Below are 22662 nucleotides of genomic sequence, written 5' to 3' on the forward strand. Positions count from 1 at the left end.
TTGGCTGAGGCAAGAACTCAGGGCCACGCCACGGAGCTGGGCCGTCGAGCTGTCTACGTCGATGGAGTCAACCAGCAGGAGTACGCCCTCTACGCCCGGGAAGACCTGAAAGCCGGCGATACCGTCGAAGGTCCCGCGGTCATCACCGAGCACACCGCAACCACCGTGATGCACGACGGTGACGTACTTGAGGTTGGCATCTACGGCGAGCTCATCATCTCCATCCGACCCGCAAACCAGGAGGCAGTCCGCAATGGCTGATGCAATCACCACAGAAGTCGTCCGCCACGGCCTCTTGGCGGCCGCTGAAGAAGTCGCCCGTAACCTCTGCCGCACGGCCTACAACACCGTCGTCTACGAAATCCACGACTACGGTATCGGCATTCACAACGCCGCCGGAGACGTCGTCGCCGACGCCCCCGGCATCGCCATGTTTACACGGGGTAACGACACGGGAATCAAGAAAGCTGTTGAATTCCTCGGAGCCGACTCTATGGAAGAAGGCGACGTCTTCATCCTTAACTACCCTTACTGGTCAAGCGCACATTCTCTCGACCCGCTGGTTTTCGCGCCCATCCGCTTCGAAAACGAGCTCATCGGTTTCGCATCCTGCCGGGTTCATGTCACCGACCTGAACCAAAAAGACCCCGGCTACGTTCTTGACTCGACCCACATGTCGCAGGAAGGCCTCATGTTGCCTGCGTCAAAGCTCTACCGGCGCGGGGTCAAGAACGATGATGTCTTCAATATCATCAAGTTCAACAGCAGGATGCCCAAGCACACCATCGGAGACATCCAGGCACAGGTGTCAGCCTGCGTCTCGGGCGTCCGCCGCACCCAGGAGATCGCCGCCAAGTATGGCAAATCCACCCTGCTGGAATCCATGCAAACCATCAACGAACATGGAGAGAGGCTCGCCCGACTTTCCCTGGCCAAGCTTCCCAAGGGAACGTGGACCGCAGTGGATTACGTGGACGATGACGGCATCAACAAGGACGAGCTGGTCAAACTCCAGGTCACAGTCACCATCACAGATGAGGAAATGATCGTCGACTGGACCGGCAGCGCCGAAAACGTCCAAGGACCCATCAACCTCCCTGCAGGCCAGACCGAGGCCGTCTCCAGCCTCATCTTCAAGGCACTCACAACCCCCGATTCCCCCGTGGTTGCGGGCAATTTCGCCCCACTGCGTGTGGTCACAGTTCCTGGTTCTGTCGTCCACGCCGTGCCGCCGATGCCCACCTTCTGTCTGTGGACTGCAGTCTTGGCAGGGGAAGTTGTGCTTAAGGCCCTGGCCCAGGGCATGCCGGACCTGGTTCCGGCGTGCTCCGGCGGCGACATCTGCTCGATGATGGGGCTGGGCATCAATCCTCAAACCGGCGAGCCTTGGCAGGAAGCCACCAACGAAGCTGTTGGCTTCGGCGGCACGGCGACCTCCGACGGTGAAGACGGCATCATGCACCTTTCCGAACCCGGATGCCGGAACAACCCTGTTGAAGTTCTGGAAACCAAATCCTCAATGATCATCGACTCCTACGGATACCGCCAGGACACCGGAGGCGCCGGCAAACACCGCGGCGGCGTAGGTGTGAGCCGGGCCTACCGCTTCACCGCACCGGCAACAGGCATCTGTATTGTCTACAAGACCAAAACCGAGCCGTGGCCTGTCGCGGGCGGCAACCCCGGACGCCCCAACGAGATCGTCCTCAACCCAGGAACCGACCGCGAAGTCGTCCAGGGAGGCAGCTACAACCGCATGGAAGCCGGAGACGTTTTGGTGAACAGCACCGGCGGCGGCGGCGGCTACGGACCAGCCTTCGAACGAGACCCATCCAAAGTCGCCCGCGACGTCCGGAACGGCTTCGTCTCCTTCGAGGCGGCAGCAAGGGACTACGGCGTCGTCATGAACCCTGATTTCAGCGTGAACCAGGAAGAGACCAACCGTCTGCGGACCCCGGTCGGCGTCAGCTGACAAGGCAGCCGCAATCTCTTCCCAACATCCTTCTGTCCGGCATCCCCAAGGTGCCGGACAGAAGGCGTTCCCACCTCTTACCTCGTCCCACGACATACTGTCCGGCCGCACCGGCGGACAGAAGGAGAACAATGGACAGCCAGCTCAATAACAACCTGACCATCACCAACGCCAAAATCTTCGACGGCCCCTCGCGGTCATGGATGACGCTGAACTGACCCTGATCCGAACTCCGGCTACAACAGCTTTGGCCATAAAACACATACTGGCCGCGGATTCCCCAGAACGAGCCACTGCCGCCACGAAGCCCGTGATAGAAACCTTGGTGGTATTTGGTACCGGTCCGCAGGCTTGCATCGTGGTCGAGAGCAGGCAGGGCGCCATGAGGGAAGCGGGCGACCTCATCCCGGCACGCAGTGTTGAGGAATGGCAGCAAGTCGTCAGTCATTAACCTGGCAGAGCTCGTCCGCGGCAGCTTCGCCAGGAATCCTGCAAGGCCGACCCTCTATACCGGCGCGGGCATGGCCTGGCAAGACCTCGTGATTGCCTCCGCCATTTATTCTCGGCTTCATGAGCGCGAATCCTGAGACGCCCCAGATGCCCAACCGCCGCCGCCGACCGAACTGTCTACCGACGAGGCCACAATGTCTGAATTCTTTCCCATACTCTCGGAAGTGAAAGAACTGCGAGCAGTTTGTCCCGTTCTAGAAATCGAGGTGCGCTTTAACGGGGCGTCATTTGGCAGCAACGCAACTACTACGTCCGGATCGGGTCCAACGACTACTCCGTCCACGCGAAGGCTATCGGCCGGTTCGTCGACGCCACCCGCCGAGCTCGGAACCGTCACGAGCAGTTTGGACGGCCAATTCGTCGCACCCACCGCTGACACGCCCACCTCAAGTTCGGCATCGAAACCATCCCTCGGCGAAGGTCCGGCTCGAGGAACTGGCTCGCAGCCAGGGAGAGATGCGAAGTGAAGAGGCATGGGGACGCCACTCCCGGGTGTGCATGCCCCCTGGGACAAGCTTCCTTTGTTTTTGCCGGGGTGAAGCGTTGGCGGAAGCCACTTCCGAAGCACTAACCCGCGGCCATGCCGGTAACCGGCGCTTACACGAACGCTGACTCAGCTACCTCGAACGCCGAAAGCGCCTCGTCAAACGCCAACGTCGCGATCGCCCGCGAACTCTCCGGCTGGTGCTGGTCCTTGGCGACCGGATACCCCACAACCGGCAAGCCCCCTCCTGACTTCCGTTCCCTCCGGGGAAACGGAAGCAGCCGGGGGAAGCAATCGAGCGAATGGGGTTCCACGCAGCGCGTGGAGTAAACCCGCGATACAGCTATGAGCAGCCCCTCAACGGGGGCCACGCCCGGCATTTCTAGACAGCCTTCGTGTCGGCCGAGGTATCGGTGACCGCCGCCGTCGGGGATGTTGCCGAACTCGGTGACGTCGACATGCAGCAGCTCACCCGGAGTTTGGGGGAAGAACTCCCGGTGCGGAACGTCTACGACGAACGGATGGTCGCGGGGATCGTACCCGCTCGGGATCCCATTCTCTTAGGTATCTAGGAGACCTCTTATTATCTTGCTTCGTCGTCTTATCAGCAGTAGCAGGTTAATTCTTAGACCAGATTTTGTCGAGGACACGCATCCAGTTCTCACCGAGGACACCGCGTATTTCGTCGTCGGTGTAGCTGCGCTCAACCAACCGATCCGTGAGGCGATCTAGGGTCGAGGGGTCCTCGATGCCCGCGGGGAAGTTCCACGGGGGCGGGGGATAGTTCTCAGGATTCCATGTACCGCCAGCCACGAGGCGTTTGTAGGTTGCCATCGAACAATCCCAGTAATCAATAGCGAGGCCGGAGTGGCCAGAGCCGACAATTGAATCGATGTGCACCATGTGGTCGATGAGATCATCCAGTGTCGGCGCCTTCTTGGGTGCTACGAATGCAGGGTACCCGTTCAGGCCGATGACTCCACCCTTCTCGGTAACGGCGCGGATCAAGTCGTCGGAGAGGTTCCTCTGGCTCTCGTGCACGCTCTTGCAATTGGCGTGCGAGACGATGCATGGAGAGGACGAGACCTCGATCGCGTCGAAGGAGGTTCGCTCCCCGGTATGTGCGAGGTCCACAGCGATCCCCAACCGGTTGATTTCACTCACGACCTGGTGTCCGAATTGGCTAAGTCCTGCGTTTCCGGGTTCCAAGCACCCGTCGCCGACTGGGCCGCGCTGATTGTAGGTCAGCTGCATAATCCTGACCCCGAGGCGCCCGAATAATTCCACGAGATCGGCGTCGTACTCGATCGGACGAGTCCCCTGGAACTGCATCACAACGGCCAGCTTCCCGTCCACCTTCGCCTGGCGGATCTCCTCCGTCGTGGTCGCCAAGACGAGCCGGTCCTCGTTTTGTCGGAGTAGCTTGTAAAAGCCGGCGATACGCCCCGCCGTGTCGCCACTGGACGTTCCCTCGACGGACACCACACAACAAGTCGCCCCGCCGGTGATCCACTTCTCGAAGTTCTCGCTCCAGTAGGGTTCCGGACAAGTACCATCGATAACAATCGACCCTAGATGCAGATTCCGAGCGTGCTCCCGGGTTCCTGGTGCTGTAAGGGACGATGGTGCGCTCATTTGTAGTTTCCTCTTTCTATGGTTCAGCCGTGTACATGGCTGGCTCGCATGCAGCATCCTTGCGGAGGGGCCTAAATGTCGGCCAGATTCACTGATCGTGGCTCCTTCGAATACACTAAGGTGTGATATTGCACTGCGCAAGGAGTCGAACAAACTCTTTTACGCGGGCTGCAGAATCTTGCAGATCGCGCGACTATCGATTCTCCGAAAACGCATGGGTCAACCGAGACGTGGACGCCGTGGCCTTAGATCCGCAGACGCCGACCTTAGCGTTGATGCAGCGGGCGGATTCCGTGGTCGTACGGCCTTCTGCGCGCTGTTCTTCAAACAGACACTTGTTTGTAATTCGAGACTTCCCCCTGTGCCACGAGGAGGATTGTGCAGTGTTGGTTGCCGGAGTGGGTGGTCGACTCTACCGAGACGATCCAGTCGATCTAACCGACAGCACCGGCTTGGACCGCCCGCTGTCAGTCGGGGCGTGCTCCAGACCCGTGGACATGCTGGACGGCATGAGGCTGCTCCAGAGCTCCCTCGCTGCTTTCGCAGACAGGCACCGCCCGGTCGAAAAACGACTCTGACGCCTTGATGGCTACGCTCTTTGGCCAGGCGTGCATGATTCGAGGTCTTCAGCTGGTTTGGGTTCTGATCTTCAGCAGTGCACGTGAGGCTCGACTCTCTTGGAGCGAAAAAGGAATAGGGAAGCCTGCCAGCGCCTTGTTGCTGATGGGGCCGCTGACCGTTGGCTGCCTCATTCGAAAGGACCCTCTTGCCCACAGCTTTCATTCCCTTCACCATGCGCGCCTCAGCCCGTAATGATCACCGCGGCACCTTCCGCACTGACATTGAACGACTGAGCGCCGGACACCGGCACTGGGCGCCCCTGGACGTGCTCAGGTCCACGAATACCCAGGCTGTTTTCCGGTGCCCTTGGCTGACGTCAGTGTGCCAAGAATATCCACAACACAGGGCCATTGGCTTCAAGGGATGCGAGCTTTCATCTAGGATCTAGTGTAGCGTGTCGTTGATATCTTTAGGTCTGACTTTCGTCCAGACTTAATCCATGGCGTATGTGGCGAAGGCATTGGTGCTGCGGGATGGTGACCGGGAGCGGTTGGAGGCGCTGACGCGCGGGAAGTCGGTGTCGGCGACGATGGCGGCGCGGGCGCGGACAGTGCTGTTGGCCGCGGACGGGCTGGCGAATGTGGAGATTGAGCGGGCGGTCGGGTCGACCCGGCCGACGGTGTTGAAGTGGCGGAAGCGGTATGCCGAGGGCGGGGTCGAGGCGTTGGCGGACTCCCCGCGCCCGGGCAAGGAGCCGGTGATCGACGAACTGGCGCTGGTCGTCGAAACCCTGGCCAACGACGGCAAGCCGCCGGCGGAACTGGGGATCTCGCACTGGTCGGCCCGGTCGATGGCGGCTTGGTTCGGGGCCTCGTTTTCGAGTGTGTCGCGGATTTGGCGCAAGTGGAATATCGCCCCGCATCGGATCGAGACGTTCAAGTTTTCCACCGACCCGCGGCTCGAGGCGAAGTTGCGGGACGTGGTTGGGCTTTACATGTCTCCGCCGGAGAACGCGGTCGTGGTCAGCATCGATGAGAAGTCCCAGATTCAGGCTTTGGAACGCACCCGCCCGGACCAGCCGCTTTCCCCGGGTCATGCATCCCAGAGAACGCACGACTACAAGCGGAACGGGACAACCACGCTCTTTGCGGCTCTGGACGTCCTCACCGGAAAGATCAGCGCGGACGCCTGCTACCAGCGGCATACCAACGAGGAGTTCGTTGATTTCCTGGGCCAGGTCGCCGCCGCCCACCCGGACGTCGAGCTACACGTGGTCTGCGACAACTACGCCACTCACAAACACCAGAATGTGAAGGACTGGCTGGAGGCAAACCCTCGCGTCACCATGCACTTCACCCCCACGAGCTGTTCCTGGCTGAACATGGTCGAGATCTTCTTCGGCCTGATCACCCGCCAGGCCATCAGACGCGGGTCCTTCGCCTCAGTCAGTGACCTGGAGGCCACGATCCGCACCTACATCGATAACTACAACGAATCCGCCCACCCGTTCCGATGGGTCAAGACCGCCGATTACCTACTCGGCAAGATCAAACGAAAACAAACCATTAACACGTGACACTAGCGCGGAGCCTTTCACTGCTGTCGGGCGACGATGCGGCTACTCGGCGGCAGAAATTTCCAGGATTCTGAGCGCGATGCGCAATGCAAATTTGGTGTCAGGGTTCTCAAGCGGCGCATCCAGTAGTTCCTCGATTTTTTCGATTCTCTTGACCACCGTGTTTCGATGGACTTCAAGGGCGCGCGACGTCTCCGCGAGGTTAGATTCGCTTTGAAGGTAGGTGTTCAGCGTTTTCCTCAGATAGTCGGCGTCTGGTTCAGATAGTCGTTTTAGAAACTTCGTGGCTTGGCGAACCAGTGCGGGATCATGGAGCGTAGTGCGGATCAATTGGGTGGCGACGGATTCCTGGGCGTCAACAATCTGCCGGCGTCCTTTGCTGGAGCTTGCTTGTCGGGCGAAGTCTTCAGCCTCAGCGATGCTTCTTGCAAATCCCTCCGGCCCAAGGCGTGGCCTGGCGACGCCAAAAACGATTCCTGTTTCTGGCGGCGGTCGTAAAGAATCCAAAGCTGCGACGAAATCCCTGTAGTCCCGCCGGGTTGGTTGGTCCTGCCGTGTTTCCCAGATAAGCCAATGATCGATGTATTCGGACGAGTCCACTGTGTAGTCATATCGGCTCAAAGCGGCTGGAAGCATTCGTCCGATGTCGTGGGCCAGGGATTTTCGTGGGGCACGAACGCTTATGAGGGTGTGCCATCCGCTTAGGTTCCAGCCGACGCTGAGAGCTTGAGAGATAACGTGGTCCGGAATTGCTCCGCCAGCGACAGCGAGCTGTGAAACGATCGCTGATCTTGCGGATTGAAACTGCTCGCTCGCGAAGCGTTGACGGCTGAGCCACCCGAGCAACGAAAGGGCCCCTAATTCCATGAGTTCTTGTGCCGCCTCCAGCTCGAAGGACGGGGCGTCGGGCTGGAATTCCGCGAGTATCCAAAGCGCTGGATCGTCGTCGTCTTCCATGAGCGGGGGCAACGGAACCGATATGAGGTTTGGAGTTTGGCTGGGGTCAAACAAGGGCGACGCCCCGATGTTGCCGAATGCCAGCGGTCTGTCCACTGCCCCCGCGAGCGGCAGGCCCAGCGAATTGATCACTGCTATCCGCGCGTTGACATACTTTCCGAGTTCAGAAACGACACCCTCAGGGCTTGGCTCCATCTGGTGGACGGCGTGGGTGAAGGCCGTCATATTAATGGACCGTGCCCAGAGATTCGATCCCATGAACCTGCTGAGGGATGCGGCCACGGCCACAGTCGCTTGGGGCTGGTGGAGCGCAACCACGTTCATTCTCAGTTTTCGCGCAAGTTCCAGGGTAGAAAGGCCGAACTCCGAGAGTGGTTGGAAGTCCTGAGGCGTGGGTGGTATCAGGATCACTACGCCCACGCCCTTTCGCTTCAGCTGTGGAAGCAAAATTTCCAGGGCATAGGAGGGAATCCAAGAGGATATCCAGATGCCTTCGAGATTGCTGACCTGCACTTCGTCTGGTGGGTCAAGATAGGCAGTGGTGGCGGCGCCGCTGGCGCTGATCTCGTTAGTGCAGATGAACGTAAAGCTCGAAACGGGGTGTTCCAAGATCACGGAGCTGTTCAGCAGCATTGGACACCGCAGCAGTTCACGAAGGGTCAGTCGGGCTGTCACAGCAAGTCTCCAAGAGAAGGGATTGTGTACCCGTAGCCGGAAATGTCGACCAAGGCATGCGCAGCATATTCACTCCATTCGCCTGGGGCCTCAAAGACAACGACGTCTACCCCGAAACCGGGAAGGATACGCTCGCTGAGGAGGGGAATGCCGGTATGACTGTCCAGGAGGCAGATTATCTGGGGGGCATTAGCAAGCAGCCGGCCTTCGTCTATGAGCAGCAGGAATTCGTTCTGCGCCTCGATTCGAAGATATCTTCCTGCGGCCCGAACAATCATCGTTCCCTTGGCCTGTACCCCGGCACCGGAATCGCGGGGGGCAGATTCCCAGTGAACGTCCACAACGCTCCCTCGACCCACAAAAAGACATCCCGCAGTGTGGGAACAAAAATGGGATATCGCATCACTAACGGACTGACTTAGCTTCCTGGACTGCTGGAACTGGCGTCCAAGCTCCAAAGCTCGTCCAAGGGTCAGGCTTATGCCACCTTCCCTCGCCTGTCGCTCATCCATGGGGTACCCCGCGAACGCCACCCAGCCGCCGAACAATCCCATGAGAACGCGCAGGGCACGCTCGGCTTCCTCGGCAGTTGATCCTGAAATTTCGACACACCGCCCTGAAGTGTCGACCAAGGCACAAGGAGTCATCGAGACACTATGCGCGTTGAAAGTTGTCTGATGCAGTCCTGAGAGTCCTCGCCCCATGCCATCCATGTCGACCAGCGGGATGCCTAGGGCCGCGGCCACAAGGATCGGAGCATAGGCATTGATCCCAGCCATTTCGAACGCACAAACAAGTGCTCGCCGCCCTGGAAATTTCTGGGCAACCGCATCAAACGCTCTTACGTACGGCTCCGATCCGCTGGGCTTTTCGCTGAAGGCCAACGCTGACCCCGCCAGACCCACGGCTACTACAACATCGCCAGAAAGGATTTTACTTGGCGGAAATACGGTCACGCCGCCGCAATCTTCCAACAGATTCCGCGTCAAAAGAGACATGGCGTGAGTGTCACCGGCCCCGCCCGAGCCCAGCATTCTCGCGCCAAACTCCAGCGCCTCCAGGTCCGTGGCCGTTAGAAGCCAAGACATGGCTGCCTCCTTCGAATGCGTGTGTGGGGACGAATGTGTTCAGTATGCACATGATGATGGCATTTAGTGGTCAGAGCAAACATTGTAAACGAGGGCCACGGCCCGTACCTTCGTTTCATTCCCTCCTATCCCCGAATCTCTTCCCGGGTAGGACCTCATAGTCAAGGAGCACCGATGGCAACAACGGTTAAGAAACACGCGGGGGAGGAGGACTACGCCCTGGAGCGAGTTCCCGATCACGCCCGCTACAGCTGGTGGTCGGTGGCCGTTCAAAGGTTCGGCCAGATGTCAGCGCTTTCTCAGTTCCTTCTGGGTGCAGCCCTGGGATTTGGAATGGACTTTCCCACCGCCTTGCTCGCTATCTTCCTTGGATCAGTGATCCTGGAGGTGGTTGCCATCATGACGGGAATCCTTGGCCAAAAAGAAGGCCTCTCAACTTCGATTCTCGCTAGATGGACCGGCTTTGGACGCCATGGATCCAGCATCATCGCCCTGTTCATCTCACTTAGTCTGGTCGGATGGTTTGGGGTCCAAAGCGGCGTGGCCGCTGAAGGGCTTGCCAAGCTGGCGCCCGCTATTCCCGCATGGGCGTGGGCCCTTGTGGTCGGCGGTGCCGTGACCGCGATAGTCATTTACGGCTTCAAGAGCATGGCCTGGACCGCTTACATTACGATCCCCGCGTTCCTCCTGCTCGCCGGTTGGTCGATTGTCTCTGAGCTGCAAAGGCACGACCTCGGCGATCTGGTTAACCAGCCGGCCCCGGGACCGGTCCTTAGCCTGGCTGCCGGAACAACACTGGTGGCAGGCGGATTCATTGTCGGCATGGTCATCACCCCCGATATGACGCGCTTCAACCGCAAACCCTCCGATGTCATCAAGCAGACACTGCTCGGCGTCACCCTCGGGGAATTCATGGTGGCCATCGCCGGTGTTCTCCTTGCCCATGCACTCAAGACCAACGACATCATCGCAATTGTCACATCCAGCAGCGGGTTCGTCGGCACAATCATCATCGTTGCCGGCACGATTAAGATGAACGACTGGAACTTGTACTCGGCATCCCTAGGCATTGTGAACTTCGTCGAGACAGTATTCAAGAAGCGAGTGAGCCGCACGAGCGTCACCATCTATATCGGGATCCTGGGCAGCGCACTCGCCGCTGCCGGAATACTGAACTACTTCGTGGATTTCCTGATCCTACTCGGAGTCACGTTTCCCCCCATCGCCGGCATCATGGTCGCCGAATACTACATCGTAAAGAAATGGCGAAGCGTCCTATCCGCGTCTGCCCCCGGCCTACCGGCAACAGAGCCAACTTGGGTGATCGGGACCCTGGTGGTTTGGGCCGCCTCGGTACTGATCGGAACGTTCCTGCCTTGGGGGGTAGGATCCCTGAATTCGCTTGGCGCTTCCCTGATTCTCTACGTCATCGCGGGCAAACTCGGCCTAATCAAAGGCACATCAGAAGAGGCGCTCTCACGCCGATCGATTACTGAAGAACGCACACTGCAGGAGGACTACAAGTGAAGATAGGCATCGATGTCGGCGGGACCAACACGGACGCGGTACTCATTGACGGAAGCGACGTTCTCGCAGGTGTAAAAAGTCCGACAATGAGTGACGTGGGACAGGGGATTACCGGGTCCCTCCGCCGACTACAGAGTGCGCACTCCTTTGATCCTGCCGACATAGACGCCGTCATGATCGGCACCACCCATTTCATCAATGCACTTGTCGAAGCCGAGCGGCTGGCACCGACGGCGGCAATCCGGCTCGGACTTCCTGCCACGGGCGGGCTGCCCCCGTTCGTCGGCTGGCCGGCACGGATTACTGAAGCGCTGCACGCCTTGCCCTACATGTGCCACGGCGGTCATGAGTTCGATGGACGGGAAATCTCTCCCATCGATCCTGACGAGATACGCAGGGCAGCCCAGGATGCCGTAGCCAAAGGGGCGCGCAGCTTCGCAATCTCGTCCGTTTTTTCCCCAGTCAACTCGGAGTTTGAACAGAGAGCAGCGGAAATCATAAACGCCGAGTTCCCGGAACTTCCGGTCAGCCTTTCCAATGAAATCGGCAGGGTAGGGCTCCTTGAGAGGGAAAATGCAACAATCATCAACGCCGCCCTTCGTGAACTTTCAGCAGATGTGTGTTCCTCACTCGATCAATCCCTGGTGGCGCTAAACATCCACGCCCCGCTGTTCTTGAGCCAGAACGACGGCACATTAATGGATGTCGATTTTGCCCGAAAATACCCAGTGGCCACCTTTGCCTCAGGACCGACCAACTCAATGCGCGGCGCCGCCTACCTCTCCGGTCTCAAAGACTGCATAGTGGTGGACGTCGGCGGAACAACGACGGACGTCGGAGTTCTCCAGTCCGGCTTTCCCCGCGAGGCGGCAACAGAAATCGAGGTGGCGGGAATCCGAACCAACTTCCGCATGCCTGATGTGTTGTCCGTCGGCCTCGGTGGCGGCAGCCGTATCAGGTTCGACAACGGCGTGACAGTCGGGCCGGACAGCGTTGGCTACAGAGTCACGGAGGAGGCACTCGTTTTCGGAGGCAAAACTCTGACGGCGACCGACATTATGGTCGCGGCGGGCGATGCGGAGATCGGCGACCCCGGCCTTGTCAGCCATCTGGATCCTTCCATGGTGAAGGCAGCCAAAGTAGAAATCTACCGAAGGATCGCGGAGACGGTAGACCGGATGCGCACCAGTTCCGACCTCGTCCCCGTGGTCGCAGTCGGCGGCGGTGCGTTCCTGGTACCAGAACAAATGGCCTGCGCCAGTGACGTTGCCCGTCCGGGACACTCCGGAGTGGCGAATGCCATCGGCGCCGCAATTGCCCAAGTCGGTGGCGAGGTCGACCGTATCTTTGCTATCCCGGCAGGAAAGCGCGAAGAAGTGCTCGATCAGGCCAGGGAGGAAGCAATCAGCAAAGCCGTAGCTGCCGGAGCCAAAGCTAGCACTGTCCAAATCGTGGAGATCGATGAGCTGCCTCTGGCGTATCTGCCCGGAAACGCGTCCCGGGTACGCGTTAAAGCGGTCGGCGACCTGCCGGCGTCGAAGTAGCCACGCGAAACGCTGACTGCAAGAAGTAGAAGGAAGAACAACATGAGTTTCTATCTGTCACTAGACGACGTCCCTGACTTGGCGCGGGGCGCGGCCATACTGGGTACCGGCGGCGGCGGAGATCCGCTCATCGGCCGGCTCCTCGTCGAGGAATGCCTCAAAAACGGAAAGAAGATCGAAATCCTCGATCCGACCGAAGTTGATGACGATGACTTTGTCATTGCCACGGCCATGATGGGCGCTCCGACTGTCGTGGTCGAGAAAGTCCCCGCCGGCTCTGAGGCAGTGCGGTCGCTCCGTGCCTTGGAGAAACACCTTGGAAAAACAGCCCATGCAACAATCCCCATGGAGTGCGGTGGACTGAATTCCATGATTCCTCTGGTCGTCGCCGCCGAAGCAGGTATCCCGGTGGTGGACGGCGACGGAATGGGGCGAGCCTTCCCGGAGCTTCAAATGGAAACGTTCGGAGTCTATGGAGTGTCCGGATCACCGCTGGCTGTTTCTGACGAAAACGGACACACGTGCATTGTCGATACCGGCCAGGACAACCAGAGGATGGAGACTTTCGCCCGGGCGGTCACCATCAAGATGGGGGGCGCGGCATACATCGCCGAGTATCCAATGAGCGGAGCAGACGTCAAGCGTACTGCGATCCGCAACACCGTCACGCTCGCCCTCAATATCGGTCGGACTTTGCGTAAGGCCAAGGACAAACATCTTGATCCGCTGGCAGAACTCAGTGCTTTCCTGAAGGACACAATATACGGTCATGGAACCGTGCTCATGCGGGGAAAAATCGTTGACGTTGAGAGGTTCGTAAGGGACGGGTTCACCCAAGGATTTGCCGCTGTGGAGTCATTTGATGGTGACGACGAGATGCGGATCCAATTCCGGAACGAGAACGTCATTGCCCACAAAAATGGGGCAGTGGTAGCCATTGTCCCGGATCTTATAACGATAGTTGATGTTGATCTGGGCACACCCATCACTTCCGAGGCCCTGCGGTTCGGACAGCGGGTTGCCGTCTACGGAATCTCGACTCCTGCCATCATGCGGACCCCGGAAGCGCTGCAAATCTTTGGCCCCCAGGCTTTCGGACTCCATGAGCCATGGGTTGCCCTAGAGGATTTGAGCGCCGCCCGATGACATCGTTTCGAACTCGTTCCGCACTGGCCGACACCCTCGTATTTGACGGCCATAACGACTTGCCCTGGGCTCTGCGGCAGAAATTCGATTCCCGCGTCGAGGAGATCGACTTATCGCGGCACCAGCCCCGCCTGCACACAGACATTCCGCGGCTCCGGGAAGGCCGGGTTGGTGCGCAATTCTGGTCGGTCTTCGTCCCGTCCAACATGCTGCCGGCCGACGCCGTCGTGGCGACCCTCGAACAGATCGACTGCGTACACCGGATCATCGCCAAGAATCCCGAGACATTCAGCCTCGTGGACTCTGCCGCCGGCGTAAGAACTGCCGCCGCAGAGGGAAAAATTGCCTCGTTGATGGGCATAGAAGGAGGTCATTCCATCGACGCGTCGCTTGGCGTGCTTCGGATGATGAGACGTGTCGGCGTCCGGTACATGACTCTCACGCATAACGACAACACGCCGTGGGCACGCTCGGCGACGGGCGAACAGGTCGACCATGGGCTCACGGATTTCGGCAGACGCGTGGTCGGCGAAATGAACCGTCTCGGGCTGATAGTGGATCTATCTCACGTAGCCGAGCAGACTATGCATGACGCGCTGAATACGAGCGTTGCTCCTGTAATTTTCTCCCATTCGTCTTGCCGCAGCGTCACCGACCACGTCAGAAACGTGCCGGATGCCGTGCTTGAGAGGTTGCCTGGAAACAACGGTGTGCTCATGCTTACCTTCGTTCCCGCTTTTATCTCAGAGGCCTGCGCGGACTATGAGCGATGTTCTGATGAAGTCCGGCAGAGACTCGGCCTACGGACAGGGTTCCATGCAGGCCAGGTGGAAGAGGACATCGCCGCCGCCGCAGATTTTTCCCGGTGGACGTCGCAGAACCCGGCTCCGCAGGCCACCATCGCCGACATCGTTAGACACATGGAACATGCACGTGAAGTAGTAGGACCCCAGCATCTTGGCATTGGAGGGGACTTCGATGGCATCGAACAACTGCCCCGCGGAATTTCCGGGGTATCAAGCTACCCGACGGTCATTGAAGCACTAGCCGAACGGGGCTGGTCCCCTGCTGATCTGCGCAGCCTCGCTTTCAGCAACGTCCTCCGGGTGTTGGAAGATACGGAGGCGGCCGCGAATCAAGATCTGATCAGTCCATTCCGGCAGCATGCGGAAATCGCCCACTAACGCTGAGTCGGTCGCTGCTGTAAGGCGGGAAAAATCAGCGAGGACGCTGCCCAGCCTATGACGAGGGCCACCGCATTGGAGCCTGGGATCACCCTCCAGCGACCCGCGGCGACGTCCCGTGGGAAGCATCCTTCCGCGCACTCGCCGCCATCGGCTACAACGGACCCATCAGTGTCGAATGGGAAGACGCCGGCATGGACCGCCTGCACGGCGCCCCCGAAGCCCTCGCCGCCCTCAAGAAGTACGACTTCCCGCCGTCGAACACCTCCTTCGACGCCGCCTTCAAGGCAAAGAACTAGGAACTAAACGCTCGAGCCCCAGCTCCTCAGCGGTAGGGCGGGGGCAAAGATGAGGATTGCCTACCTTGGAAGAGCTGCCCTAGCGGCCGTCCCGTCAAGCAATGAAAGGAGCAGCCATGTCAAAGGAAACGTCAGTGATTACCATCAGCGTCGACGACCGCGCTTCAAGAGACCGGCAATTGGAGCAGGCCATTTCACTACTCCGCGAGGAAGCAATTGGCTGCGGGATTCTCGTAACCAGGGTCAAATTTACAACATTTACAGTCGCCATAAGCCCCGGTGTCGCTTTTGGCCTTACGCAGGAAGGCCGACTTGATGTGAGAAACAGCAGGGTGTTTTCCCAAGACCGGACGAAAACTGTCAGAACCGGATGTAGGGCTTCGTCGAAATCTCACGCAGTCAGCAAGAGGGCCCCGTGCCCAATCAAGGAACAACAACTAGGAGGAAGGCGAGAAGCACCCCCGGCTGATCTGGACAGGTTTCAGCCCTGGCGGACGTCGCCTCGACCCGTCTTGATCGAGACTTGCATGACCTTGTGTTCTATTCCAAAGAAAGTTTTTGCAGCTCTCGAGATGCTGGCGCACGAACTGGTAAGGCCTGGGCGGCAGCTCAACCGAAGAGCGAGCTTCATGGCGACGAGACTTTTAACTTGACCTAACTGTGGGGTAGGTCATTCGCGTGCTCCTGGAACCGCTGGACCGTTCCGCACGAGCTCTTGATGTACGACGTCGACAGGCCACGCGCCAGCATCTGAGCACGCCAGCCATCCAACATCGCCTCGAAAACACGATCCTCGGCACGCAGCAGCCCGACATTAACGTTGGTCAGAAAGGCCGGAATCCGCCCAGGTTCAATACTCATCGATCAAACTGTACGCAAAAATCTCTCATCTAATGAGAGATTACGCCACTAGCCCGCGCTATCACGCGAGGCCACTCGTTCATGCCCATCGGCCTCGAGGCCTCACTGCATCCGCCTGCATGAACACCAAAAAGCAATGTAGGACGAGTGTCCGTTGTCAGTGAATCTGGCAGTGCTGACGTGGGAAAATGCCAGTTCTACTGACAGCGGTCCTGCGTTTTGATTGTCATTCGATTTGGCAGTTCCGTAGGTATGTAGTTGCATCCTGAGTAGTTGCATGGTTTGTGGCTGTCCGGTTCTAAGGCCACTGAGTCCCGCGGCGGGCGTGCTCGCGCAGTGAGTCTTCGACCCGAGCCGCTGCTCGGAAGCAAAGTCACGCTGCCACATTAACTGACACAATCGCCGCCAGCACGTAAGCTGCCGTGTCTTCTGACAAAACTGCCACCTCAAGTGACAACGGACAACGAGTTCTCGCAGCTACTTCTACTCCCGTGCTTTAAACGCCGATAATTGTGATTATGTCAACTAAAGTTGCTATAGCTCACAAGCTTGTCAACAAGAGTTGCTATCGCTCATACTGTCACTGTAGCAATTGGCGGGCGGTGAAGGGAAGCACGATGGGCTGGTTTACCGAGGGCAGCGAGCATGAAGGCTATGTTGTCTGTGTCTTCGCGGACGGTATGTACGGGTCCGGGGGCAGGTATATGGAGATCAACCTGGTGACGCCCGACGGCCGGTCGGTCGCGCATGAGAATGAGCCGGGCAGCGACGCATGGCGGCCGCCGTCGCAGGTGGTCGGATGGCGGGTCGCCTGCAGCTGTGTTCCCTTCCGGGAACACGTCATCCTGGATCCATTGTGGACACGGGTTTGGGACCCTTCCGACGAGGACGTCGCCGGGGGGCGTATCTACGCCGGACCGCCGGCCAGTGCCGACGCCGCTGATATCAGCGACCGGGAGGACTTGGAGCCCGTGTTCCTGGACGTGTGGCATCGGCATATCGCCCCGGACCTGTCGCTGCACACCATCGGCACCCTGAGCCGGAGCCTGAAGGATCTCGAAGCCCAGCTCGACGACGCCGTCGCAGCCGCCAGATCGGCGGGCGTCTCGTGGGAGAAAATCGGCAGAGCCTTCGGGATCAGCCGCCAGGGAGCTCAAAAGCGCTGGGAAACACCCTCGCCAGCAGCGCCAGCTACTTAGGGCCGGGCAGCAATCAATCCGGGAAGGGATGTATCGGAACTCATCCAGGAAGCTAGATCCCGGTCAAGTAGACGCGCAAGCTTGATGCAGGCGTCGTGGCCCTGCTGAACGTTCAGGCGCGTTTGCTGGCCGGGAAGCGGAAAGCCACCCACAAAAGGCTCATGGTGGGCTGCCCTATTACGGACCGCGTGAACGACGGCAACCGTCTCCAACGTCCAGCTTCTAGTGAATTGCGCTCCCTCCGCGCGCGCCAACGTTCGGCCGCCCGGAAAAGCTTTGGATAGGCCTGCCACCCAGAGAATCTCGTGGTCCGCCCGAAAACGTTGAGGTGCCCGGCCAACGTAGCCGCCGGGTTCGAGAAGCCCTTTCCAAAAGCCGAACATGAGGCGGGCAACCAGATGCCCTGGCGTCCGCCGGCCCTGGGGAAGGTCGTCCCAGGCGCCTTGAAGTTTCGAACGGGTAGGGCCATCGAATCCCGCGTCCACTTCGAACCACCGAACTCCATAAAGCAGATCTAGCTGCGCCACGACGGCGTTCCTCAGGGCCACTTCCAAGATCGCGATGTCGGCAAGAAAGGCTGCAGCGACGTCTCTGTCCCAGACGTATAGGCGGCGCGCCAATGCCGGATCATGTCCGGCGGCAGCCAAATAGGTACCCATGCGTGTCGGGGTAACAGCTTTATCGAGGGCACGGCCGTGTGCCGGATCGGTCCACGGAGGGTTGACGGTCATTGGCTGAACCCAAGGCTTCCTGTAAGCTGGTAGACGAAGTCCCCGGACCCGCCTCTCTGGACATGAGCCATGATGCGGCCGGGGTAAATTTCTTTAAGCACCCCTACCCTACCTACGACTCCCGAGTCGTTTATTGGGAGGGGGCGATTTCACCCAGCATGCCCGATGGCGCATTCCCGGCCGCGGCGCGGGAATGGCAGACGTCCCCGCGCTCTCCATCCGGAAGCGCTACTGCTGCGCCTTGGGCCTAGAAATCCGTTTTTCGGCACCGGCGAAATGGCCTCCAACGATTTTGTCAGCCATGGCACGAGCATCATTCTCGTTCTCGTAGCCCTGACTGCCATCAACGGCAATGATCTCGCCGTTATCCGCCTTCAAGCGCCAGGCCCATTTGCCATCAGTTCGTGTGTACAAAACGCGCTGTGCCACTCATTTCCCCAGTCTTTTATCTTCGTTGTGCCGTTGAAAGACGATCCTATGCGACGCGTCCCACCATTTAGCTCCAAGGACCAAGCAAGAATGTCGGACAGCGAAAGTATGATCAGAGGAGCCGCATTGGGGGCTAGAAAAGGTGGCGTGAAAATGGGTGTTAGTACTTCGTTTGACGAGCTTCAAGCCGATGTTGATGCCGATGTTGCAGTTGTTAAATTAGCGCGCGAGCGTAGAGATGCGTTCAAGGCCGCGCTGGACTCAGCCCCGGATGTTATTTCTGTCTGGGGGTCCGGGTCCCTTCGAAGGAGTACGCAGCTCCAGCCCGTTCACGATGTAGATCTTGTGGTGGAATTTGACCCCCAGTTTTATCCGGATTGGGGCGAGGAAGGTGCATCTAGCAGTGACGCCATCGAGCGGTGCCGTGAGCTTGTCACCGAACTTCTAGGTGTGACAGCCGGTACTCATGAGCGTCTTGTCAGGCAGGTGAACACGGCCAACCGGAATCGTGCAGCTAAGTGTTTCATCGACGATCCAGACGATCCAGATGCGTTTACGGTCGATGTAATGCCTGCCCTCCGCCAGCGGGATGGGATCCTAATCCCGTTCAAGAGCGAGGCCCGCTGGACTCTTGCCGATCCGGAGTACCTCATAAATCGCGTGTCTGAGCGACAAACAGCGTGGAATCGTTTTCGTCCTATGGTCCGAGTGCTGAAGTACTGGGCTCGCCAGCAACCCTTCAAGGTAAAGTCGCTGGTCATGGAGGTCTTGGCTCTGGAGTGCCTTCCAGACTCGGGTAATCGGGCGGCGGCCTTGAGCGGCTTCTTTGCCGCGGCCTCGCGTCATTCCCTTTCCGTTGTAGACCCGGCAGGGCTCTCCGGGGCGATCCAGCCGTCGCTTGATTCGGCTGCTCTTCGCCGGGCCCTGGAAGACGCGGCCCTGTCTGCAGCATCTGCGCTCCGGGCGGCTGCTGACGGGAATCAAGCCGAAGCGACCCGATTGTGGCGCAGTGTCCTGGGCCCCGCGTTCCCGGTTGTGGCAGCGACCGGGGGTGCTGCCACCGGTCCACGGCAAGTAAAGGACTCGCCTCAGGGATGAAGACGCACCAGCTCAAGAGCCTTACGTGGTGGGAGGCTGAACCCGATTTGCTGGACCGGGAACTTAAGGCTGTCAATGAGTTTTTTCCGGATCTCAAGTGGGTGGGTGACGGGCCGGGCTATTGCCATGGACCGGTGCCCTCGTGGCCGTTTTTACGGCCTGCGCCGCAGAATCTAGACCGGGTCCTCGGAGACGTACCTTTCGAAATCCGGGTGCAATATGGTCACGCCTTTCCCGCCGCTCCCCCCTCTGTTTTCCCGCTGGAACCCAAGCCTCCTGTTGAGCTGCGCAGCTTTACTGACTATCACGTGCTCAGCGATGGATCCCTCTGCTTGCTCCAGGATGCGGAGCAGTGGACCAGTTCATCGCTGACTTCCGACCTCGTCCTTAAGGCTGCGGCATGGCGTGTCGAGTATGCGCTTTTCGAGGTTGGAGCAATCGAGAAGATGACACAAAACGGGATTGTTGTAGATGATGTGCTCGATTCGCTCCTGCTCGAGCGCATAGAGGAGTTGCTACTTGAGGGGTGAAGATTCTCTGCTGGTCCTTATCCCTTTGGCAGCAGCGGAACTCATATCGAAGTCGGGGTCCTGGGGCCACATCACGTGTCGAGTATCAGAACCAGACCGAGCCGCCATCGTTTTAGCGGTTTCCGAGGGAAGTTCTCTGCCTCACCGGATTAGCGAAGACAAGACCCATTTCTTGACCAGCGCGGATACTCATCCGTCAGGTGTCTGGTATCGAACCACGGCTGAGCTCGCCGTCCAGGCCTATTTGTTGATCCGCCAGCAGCAGGCGCTTACGTTTGAGGCTTTCAAGGCGTACGTGCCGGAGGCCCGTGACCCGGGTGCCGGGAGATACATCGCGATTACATTTACTGAGGCACCGCCCGAGATAGCTCCGGGACGGGTCCTCCCCCAGTTCACAGCCTGGCTGGTGAGCCGGGACGGGGCGCAGCCCGAGAATTGCGATGTTGAGACGGACCGGGGTCAACTATCAGCGCTTGCTCCGCATTGGCCTATCCAGGAACTCAAGGGCCAACGCGTACTTCTCATAGGGGCAGGAAGCATAGGTGGTGCCGCCGCCACCGCCCTTTCGGGCTATGGCGTAGGAACGCTGGATATTGTCGATCCTGACCGGCTTCGGTACCACAACATTCCGCGGCACATCTGCTCGTCAAACGCTGTGGGCAGGTACAAGGTCGATGCCCTCGCAAAGCATATTGGACTCAAATGGGCTGAAACGGATGTCTCCGGTTTCCGGATAGACGCGATTGCGGATGCTGATCTGCTTCGACCCTTAATTGATATGGCGAGTGTGGTCGTATGTACAGTCGACGGCGTCGAACCCAGACGGGTAATTAGTTACCTGTGCAAGCGCGCAGGACGCCCACTAGTCCTCGCCTGCGTTCTGGCAGATGGCCGGTACGGCGAGATACTGCGTCTCCGGCCATTCCCTGAAGTCGGCTGCCTAGAGTGTCAAAGACGCGCTTTGGACGCTTCCGGGCAGATGGACCTTGAACCTACATTGGACCGCGGCTACGGCGAAGGAACGCGCCATAACCCCATGACCGCTGTGGGGACCGACCTTCACTTGATGGGATCTCTGGCCGCAAAGACGGCGGTAGCCACGATCCTGAACGAGTTGGGGCACATGGACCAGATACTCGAGGACGATAACGCAGTTGTCGCCCTGCGCCCCGAGGCCGGCTTGGCAGAACCTTTCGACTCTGCCCGCGCGATGTCCATTCGTTGGTACCCGTCCGCTGCATCCTACCCAGATTGCCTGGCATGCCGGTCGGCGTAGGTAGACGCGTTCACATGAGTGAGCATGCTGCGCAATTCATATTGCGTGCCGTGGCAGATGGAGGAAGCCAACTGGAAACCGGCGGCGCCCTCTTCGGCTTCGACGATGGCCACCATCTTCTAATTACTGCTGCTTCCGGCCCCGGGCCGGACGCACTGCGGGGGGCGAACTACTTTCTGCGCGACCTGACACACACGCAGAAATTCGCTTCAGAGATATTTCGAGTCGCAGGGGCTCAATGGATCGGGGAATGGCATACGCACCCATTTGGCCCTGCGGTGCCGAGCCAGCGCGATATTCGGACGTACGCAGCGCACCTTCTGGACGGCGACCTGAACTTCGACACGTTTGCCTCCATTATCGTGTCGCCGGTATCTCCTGAAGAGGACGTGTCGCTGCACTTCTGGCTGCTAACGCACGATGACCAAAACATAGCCATCTATCCGATAGAACCAGAGAGTGGGGTCAACCAGCATGGTCATGCCGTTTGATTTAGGACAAGCATTTACCGCTAAACAGAATCACATGTTGACCGGGCTTGGTCTGATGCCAAACTTCACCAGTCACCCGACGGCTAAAGGCGATGCCACCGAGGACCGTTGGATAAACATGCTCAGCGAGTTCCTGCCCCGCCGCTATGGAGTGGGCAAAGTTTTCGCAATCGACTCCAAGGGTAACCAGAGTCAACAAATAGATGTGGCCGTCTACGACCAGCAATACTCCCCGCTCTTTTTCGAACAAAGCGGCCTCCACTTTGTACCAGTTGAGAGCATCTATGCGGTGTTCGAGGCCAAACCAGAGCTGGACAAGGGTTACGTGGAATATGCCCGCGACAAGGTAGCAAGCGTTCGCTCACTTCACCGCACTTCCGTGGGCATCCGCCACGCTGGTGGAACGTATGCGCCTCAGGACCCCGCGACCAAACCCATCCTCGGAGGAATCCTTGCCACGGGGTCTGCCTGGGCGGACATCCAGGGAGAAGCTGCTCGTACGGCCCTCCTTCAAGGTGACGAACGGGATCGCTTGGACTTTGCGATCGCGGTGCAACACGGCGCCGTTGAACGCGTCGGTGACGAACTGTTTTACGCGGTACCAGATCAGCAGCTCATTTGGTTTGCGATGCAGCTTTTCAAGAGGCTTTCGACCCTGGGTACCGTGCTCGCACTTGATCTGAGCTCGTACGGACGCCACATGGAGGACGTTCCCTCAGCGCGGCTGGAATAAGAACAACCTCCCGTCAATGCCTCCCGCTGCAGCCGGATAACTGTGCGCCCCAACGTCTAGCGGCTGCAACGCTCTCATCACCGTTGTTCTGAGATTCAGTTACTGTCGCGGGAATAGACAGGAGTGCAAAAGGGACCCAGCATAGAGCAGATTCCT

General features: G+C 59.0%; 21 protein-coding genes and 3 pseudogenes. 17 read left to right on the plus strand and 7 right to left on the minus strand.

Features of this window, described 5'->3' with window-relative positions; all coding sequences use genetic code 11:
* Positions 1–261, plus strand: a pseudogene (locus BS38_RS27490) (hydantoinase/oxoprolinase family protein); the annotation flags it as partial.
* On the plus strand, positions 254–1972 hold the full coding sequence (locus BS38_RS26155; RefSeq protein ID WP_043439787.1) for a hydantoinase B/oxoprolinase family protein: 1719 nt from the start codon (positions 254–256) through the stop codon (positions 1970–1972). The pseudogene BS38_RS27490 and the gene BS38_RS26155, both read left to right, overlap by 8 nt.
* Here BS38_RS26155 and BS38_RS27305 read toward each other — a convergent pair.
* Positions 1965–2420 (minus strand): hypothetical protein, encoded by a 456-nt coding sequence (locus tag BS38_RS27305; protein ID WP_156037229.1) that lies wholly within the window; start codon positions 2418–2420, stop codon positions 1965–1967. The genes BS38_RS26155 and BS38_RS27305 overlap by 8 nt on opposite strands.
* Positions 2421–2708: 288 nt before the next feature.
* On the opposite strand from BS38_RS27305, the gene BS38_RS28000 reads away from it, so the two are divergent.
* The 3 genes and pseudogenes from BS38_RS28000 to BS38_RS27310 all read left to right on the plus strand — a co-directional run bounded on the left by BS38_RS28000 (position 2709) and on the right by BS38_RS27310 (position 3538).
* On the plus strand, positions 2709–2858 hold the full coding sequence (locus BS38_RS28000; RefSeq protein ID WP_442853360.1) for a Mu transposase domain-containing protein: 150 nt from the start codon (positions 2709–2711) through the stop codon (positions 2856–2858).
* A 173-nt stretch (positions 2859–3031) separates the two neighbouring features.
* Positions 3032–3188, plus strand: a pseudogene (locus tag BS38_RS28005) (IS110 family transposase); the annotation flags it as partial.
* Between the two features lie 173 nt (positions 3189–3361).
* Positions 3362–3538 (plus strand): hypothetical protein, encoded by a 177-nt coding sequence (locus BS38_RS27310; RefSeq protein WP_156037230.1) that lies wholly within the window; start codon positions 3362–3364, stop codon positions 3536–3538.
* Between the two features lie 46 nt (positions 3539–3584).
* Here BS38_RS27310 and BS38_RS26160 read toward each other — a convergent pair whose 3' ends face one another.
* On the minus strand, positions 3585–4601 hold the full coding sequence (locus BS38_RS26160; protein ID WP_197025021.1) for a dipeptidase: 1017 nt from the start codon (positions 4599–4601) through the stop codon (positions 3585–3587).
* A 1060-nt stretch (positions 4602–5661) separates the two neighbouring features.
* On the opposite strand from BS38_RS26160, the gene BS38_RS0122750 reads away from it, so the two are divergent.
* A complete protein-coding gene (locus BS38_RS0122750) occupies positions 5662–6738 on the plus strand; it encodes an IS630 family transposase (protein ID WP_081819028.1) in 1077 nt (358 codons plus the stop codon).
* A 42-nt stretch (positions 6739–6780) separates the two neighbouring features.
* Here the strand turns inward: BS38_RS0122750 and BS38_RS0122755 are convergent, their stop codons facing one another.
* Together BS38_RS0122755 and BS38_RS0122760 are read right to left on the minus strand one after the other, a co-directional pair.
* The gene (locus BS38_RS0122755; protein ID WP_156037231.1) at positions 6781–8370 is read right to left on the minus strand and encodes a PucR family transcriptional regulator; all 1590 of its coding nucleotides are present in this window, start codon (positions 8368–8370) and stop codon (positions 6781–6783) included.
* Entirely contained in the window at positions 8367–9458 is a 1092-nt protein-coding gene (locus BS38_RS0122760; RefSeq protein ID WP_028272835.1) for a DUF917 domain-containing protein, read from the minus strand. The genes BS38_RS0122755 and BS38_RS0122760 overlap by 4 nt, the downstream gene beginning before the upstream one ends.
* 174 nt (positions 9459–9632) lie before the next feature.
* On the opposite strand from BS38_RS0122760, the gene BS38_RS26165 reads away from it, so the two are divergent.
* The 5 genes and pseudogenes from BS38_RS26165 to BS38_RS26925 all read left to right on the plus strand — a co-directional run.
* Entirely contained in the window at positions 9633–10985 is a 1353-nt protein-coding gene (locus BS38_RS26165; protein WP_051629113.1) for a purine-cytosine permease family protein, read from the plus strand.
* A complete protein-coding gene (locus tag BS38_RS0122770) occupies positions 10982–12529 on the plus strand; it encodes a hydantoinase/oxoprolinase N-terminal domain-containing protein (RefSeq protein ID WP_028272836.1) in 1548 nt (515 codons plus the stop codon). Before BS38_RS26165 ends, BS38_RS0122770 begins: the two co-directional genes overlap by 4 nt.
* Before the next feature lie 42 nt (positions 12530–12571).
* Complete coding sequence (locus BS38_RS0122775) at positions 12572–13675, plus strand: DUF917 domain-containing protein (protein ID WP_028272837.1); 1104 nt, start codon at positions 12572–12574, stop codon at positions 13673–13675.
* Complete coding sequence (locus tag BS38_RS26170) at positions 13672–14859, plus strand: dipeptidase (protein ID WP_043439790.1); 1188 nt, start codon at positions 13672–13674, stop codon at positions 14857–14859. The genes BS38_RS0122775 and BS38_RS26170 overlap by 4 nt, the downstream gene beginning before the upstream one ends.
* 83 nt (positions 14860–14942) lie before the next feature.
* Positions 14943–15158 (plus strand): annotated as a pseudogene (locus tag BS38_RS26925) (sugar phosphate isomerase/epimerase family protein); the annotation flags it as partial.
* Between the two features lie 654 nt (positions 15159–15812).
* Here BS38_RS26925 and BS38_RS0122790 read toward each other — a convergent pair.
* Positions 15813–16019, minus strand: a complete 207-nt coding sequence (locus tag BS38_RS0122790) for a hypothetical protein (protein ID WP_028272838.1) — start codon at positions 16017–16019, stop codon at positions 15813–15815.
* Positions 16020–16636: 617 nt separating this feature from the next.
* On the opposite strand from BS38_RS0122790, the gene BS38_RS0122795 reads away from it, so the two are divergent.
* Positions 16637–17218, plus strand: a complete 582-nt coding sequence (locus tag BS38_RS0122795) for a hypothetical protein (RefSeq protein ID WP_028272839.1) — start codon at positions 16637–16639, stop codon at positions 17216–17218.
* Here the strand turns inward: BS38_RS0122795 and BS38_RS0122800 are convergent.
* On the minus strand, positions 17215–17949 hold the full coding sequence (locus BS38_RS0122800) for a hypothetical protein (protein ID WP_156037232.1): 735 nt from the start codon (positions 17947–17949) through the stop codon (positions 17215–17217). The two genes, BS38_RS0122795 and BS38_RS0122800, sit on opposite strands and share 4 nt — an antisense overlap.
* A 228-nt stretch (positions 17950–18177) precedes the next feature.
* The gene (locus BS38_RS28010; RefSeq protein WP_081819029.1) at positions 18178–18378 is read right to left on the minus strand and encodes a YegP family protein; all 201 of its coding nucleotides are present in this window, start codon (positions 18376–18378) and stop codon (positions 18178–18180) included.
* Positions 18379–18531: 153 nt separating this feature from the next.
* On the opposite strand from BS38_RS28010, the gene BS38_RS0122805 reads away from it, so the two are divergent.
* From BS38_RS0122805 to BS38_RS26190, 5 genes are all read left to right on the plus strand, one after another.
* Positions 18532–19476 carry an SMODS domain-containing nucleotidyltransferase gene (locus tag BS38_RS0122805; RefSeq protein WP_028272841.1) on the plus strand — a complete coding sequence of 315 codons (945 nt, stop codon included), beginning with the start codon at positions 18532–18534 and terminating at the stop codon, positions 19474–19476.
* Positions 19473–20006 (plus strand): hypothetical protein, encoded by a 534-nt coding sequence (locus BS38_RS26175; protein ID WP_043439793.1) that lies wholly within the window; start codon positions 19473–19475, stop codon positions 20004–20006. The genes BS38_RS0122805 and BS38_RS26175 overlap by 4 nt, the downstream gene beginning before the upstream one ends.
* 406 nt (positions 20007–20412) lie before the next feature.
* Complete coding sequence (locus BS38_RS28015) at positions 20413–21282, plus strand: ThiF family adenylyltransferase (RefSeq protein WP_442853361.1); 870 nt, start codon at positions 20413–20415, stop codon at positions 21280–21282.
* 14 nt (positions 21283–21296) lie between these two features.
* Positions 21297–21773 (plus strand): Mov34/MPN/PAD-1 family protein, encoded by a 477-nt coding sequence (locus BS38_RS26185; protein ID WP_051629116.1) that lies wholly within the window; start codon positions 21297–21299, stop codon positions 21771–21773.
* Entirely contained in the window at positions 21757–22506 is a 750-nt protein-coding gene (locus BS38_RS26190; protein ID WP_156037234.1) for a DUF6602 domain-containing protein, read from the plus strand. Before BS38_RS26185 ends, BS38_RS26190 begins: the two co-directional genes overlap by 17 nt.
* Positions 22507–22662: the final 156 nt, after the last annotated feature.

Origin of the sequence: Arthrobacter sp. UNC362MFTsu5.1 (genome assembly GCF_000685965.1) — a bacterium.
Classification (GTDB): Bacteria; Actinomycetota; Actinomycetes; order Actinomycetales; family Micrococcaceae; genus Arthrobacter.

Excerpts from the sequence above, each read along its gene's own strand:
- BS38_RS26155 (WP_043439787.1), top strand. The coding sequence starts at position 254 with ATGGCTGATGCAATCACCACAGAAGTCGTCCGCCACGGCCTCTTGGCG.
- BS38_RS0122805 (WP_028272841.1), top strand. The coding sequence starts at position 18,532 with ATGGGTGTTAGTACTTCGTTTGACGAGCTTCAAGCCGATGTTGATGCC.
- BS38_RS0122775 (WP_028272837.1), top strand. The coding sequence starts at position 12,572 with ATGAGTTTCTATCTGTCACTAGACGACGTCCCTGACTTGGCGCGGGGC.
- BS38_RS0122750 (WP_081819028.1), top strand. The coding sequence starts at position 5,662 with ATGGCGTATGTGGCGAAGGCATTGGTGCTGCGGGATGGTGACCGGGAG.
- BS38_RS26160 (WP_197025021.1), bottom strand. The coding sequence starts at position 4,601 with ATGAGCGCACCATCGTCCCTTACAGCACCAGGAACCCGGGAGCACGCT.
- BS38_RS26175 (WP_043439793.1), top strand. The coding sequence starts at position 19,473 with ATGAAGACGCACCAGCTCAAGAGCCTTACGTGGTGGGAGGCTGAACCC.
- BS38_RS26170 (WP_043439790.1), top strand. The coding sequence starts at position 13,672 with ATGACATCGTTTCGAACTCGTTCCGCACTGGCCGACACCCTCGTATTT.
- BS38_RS26185 (WP_051629116.1), top strand. The coding sequence starts at position 21,297 with ATGAGTGAGCATGCTGCGCAATTCATATTGCGTGCCGTGGCAGATGGA.
- BS38_RS0122795 (WP_028272839.1), top strand. The coding sequence starts at position 16,637 with ATGGGCTGGTTTACCGAGGGCAGCGAGCATGAAGGCTATGTTGTCTGT.
- BS38_RS27305 (WP_156037229.1), bottom strand. The coding sequence starts at position 2,420 with ATGACTGACGACTTGCTGCCATTCCTCAACACTGCGTGCCGGGATGAG.
- BS38_RS0122800 (WP_156037232.1), bottom strand. The coding sequence starts at position 17,949 with ATGACCGTCAACCCTCCGTGGACCGATCCGGCACACGGCCGTGCCCTC.
- BS38_RS0122760 (WP_028272835.1), bottom strand. The coding sequence starts at position 9,458 with ATGTCTTGGCTTCTAACGGCCACGGACCTGGAGGCGCTGGAGTTTGGC.
- BS38_RS0122790 (WP_028272838.1), bottom strand. The coding sequence starts at position 16,019 with ATGAGTATTGAACCTGGGCGGATTCCGGCCTTTCTGACCAACGTTAAT.
- BS38_RS26165 (WP_051629113.1), top strand. The coding sequence starts at position 9,633 with ATGGCAACAACGGTTAAGAAACACGCGGGGGAGGAGGACTACGCCCTG.
- BS38_RS26190 (WP_156037234.1), top strand. The coding sequence starts at position 21,757 with ATGGTCATGCCGTTTGATTTAGGACAAGCATTTACCGCTAAACAGAAT.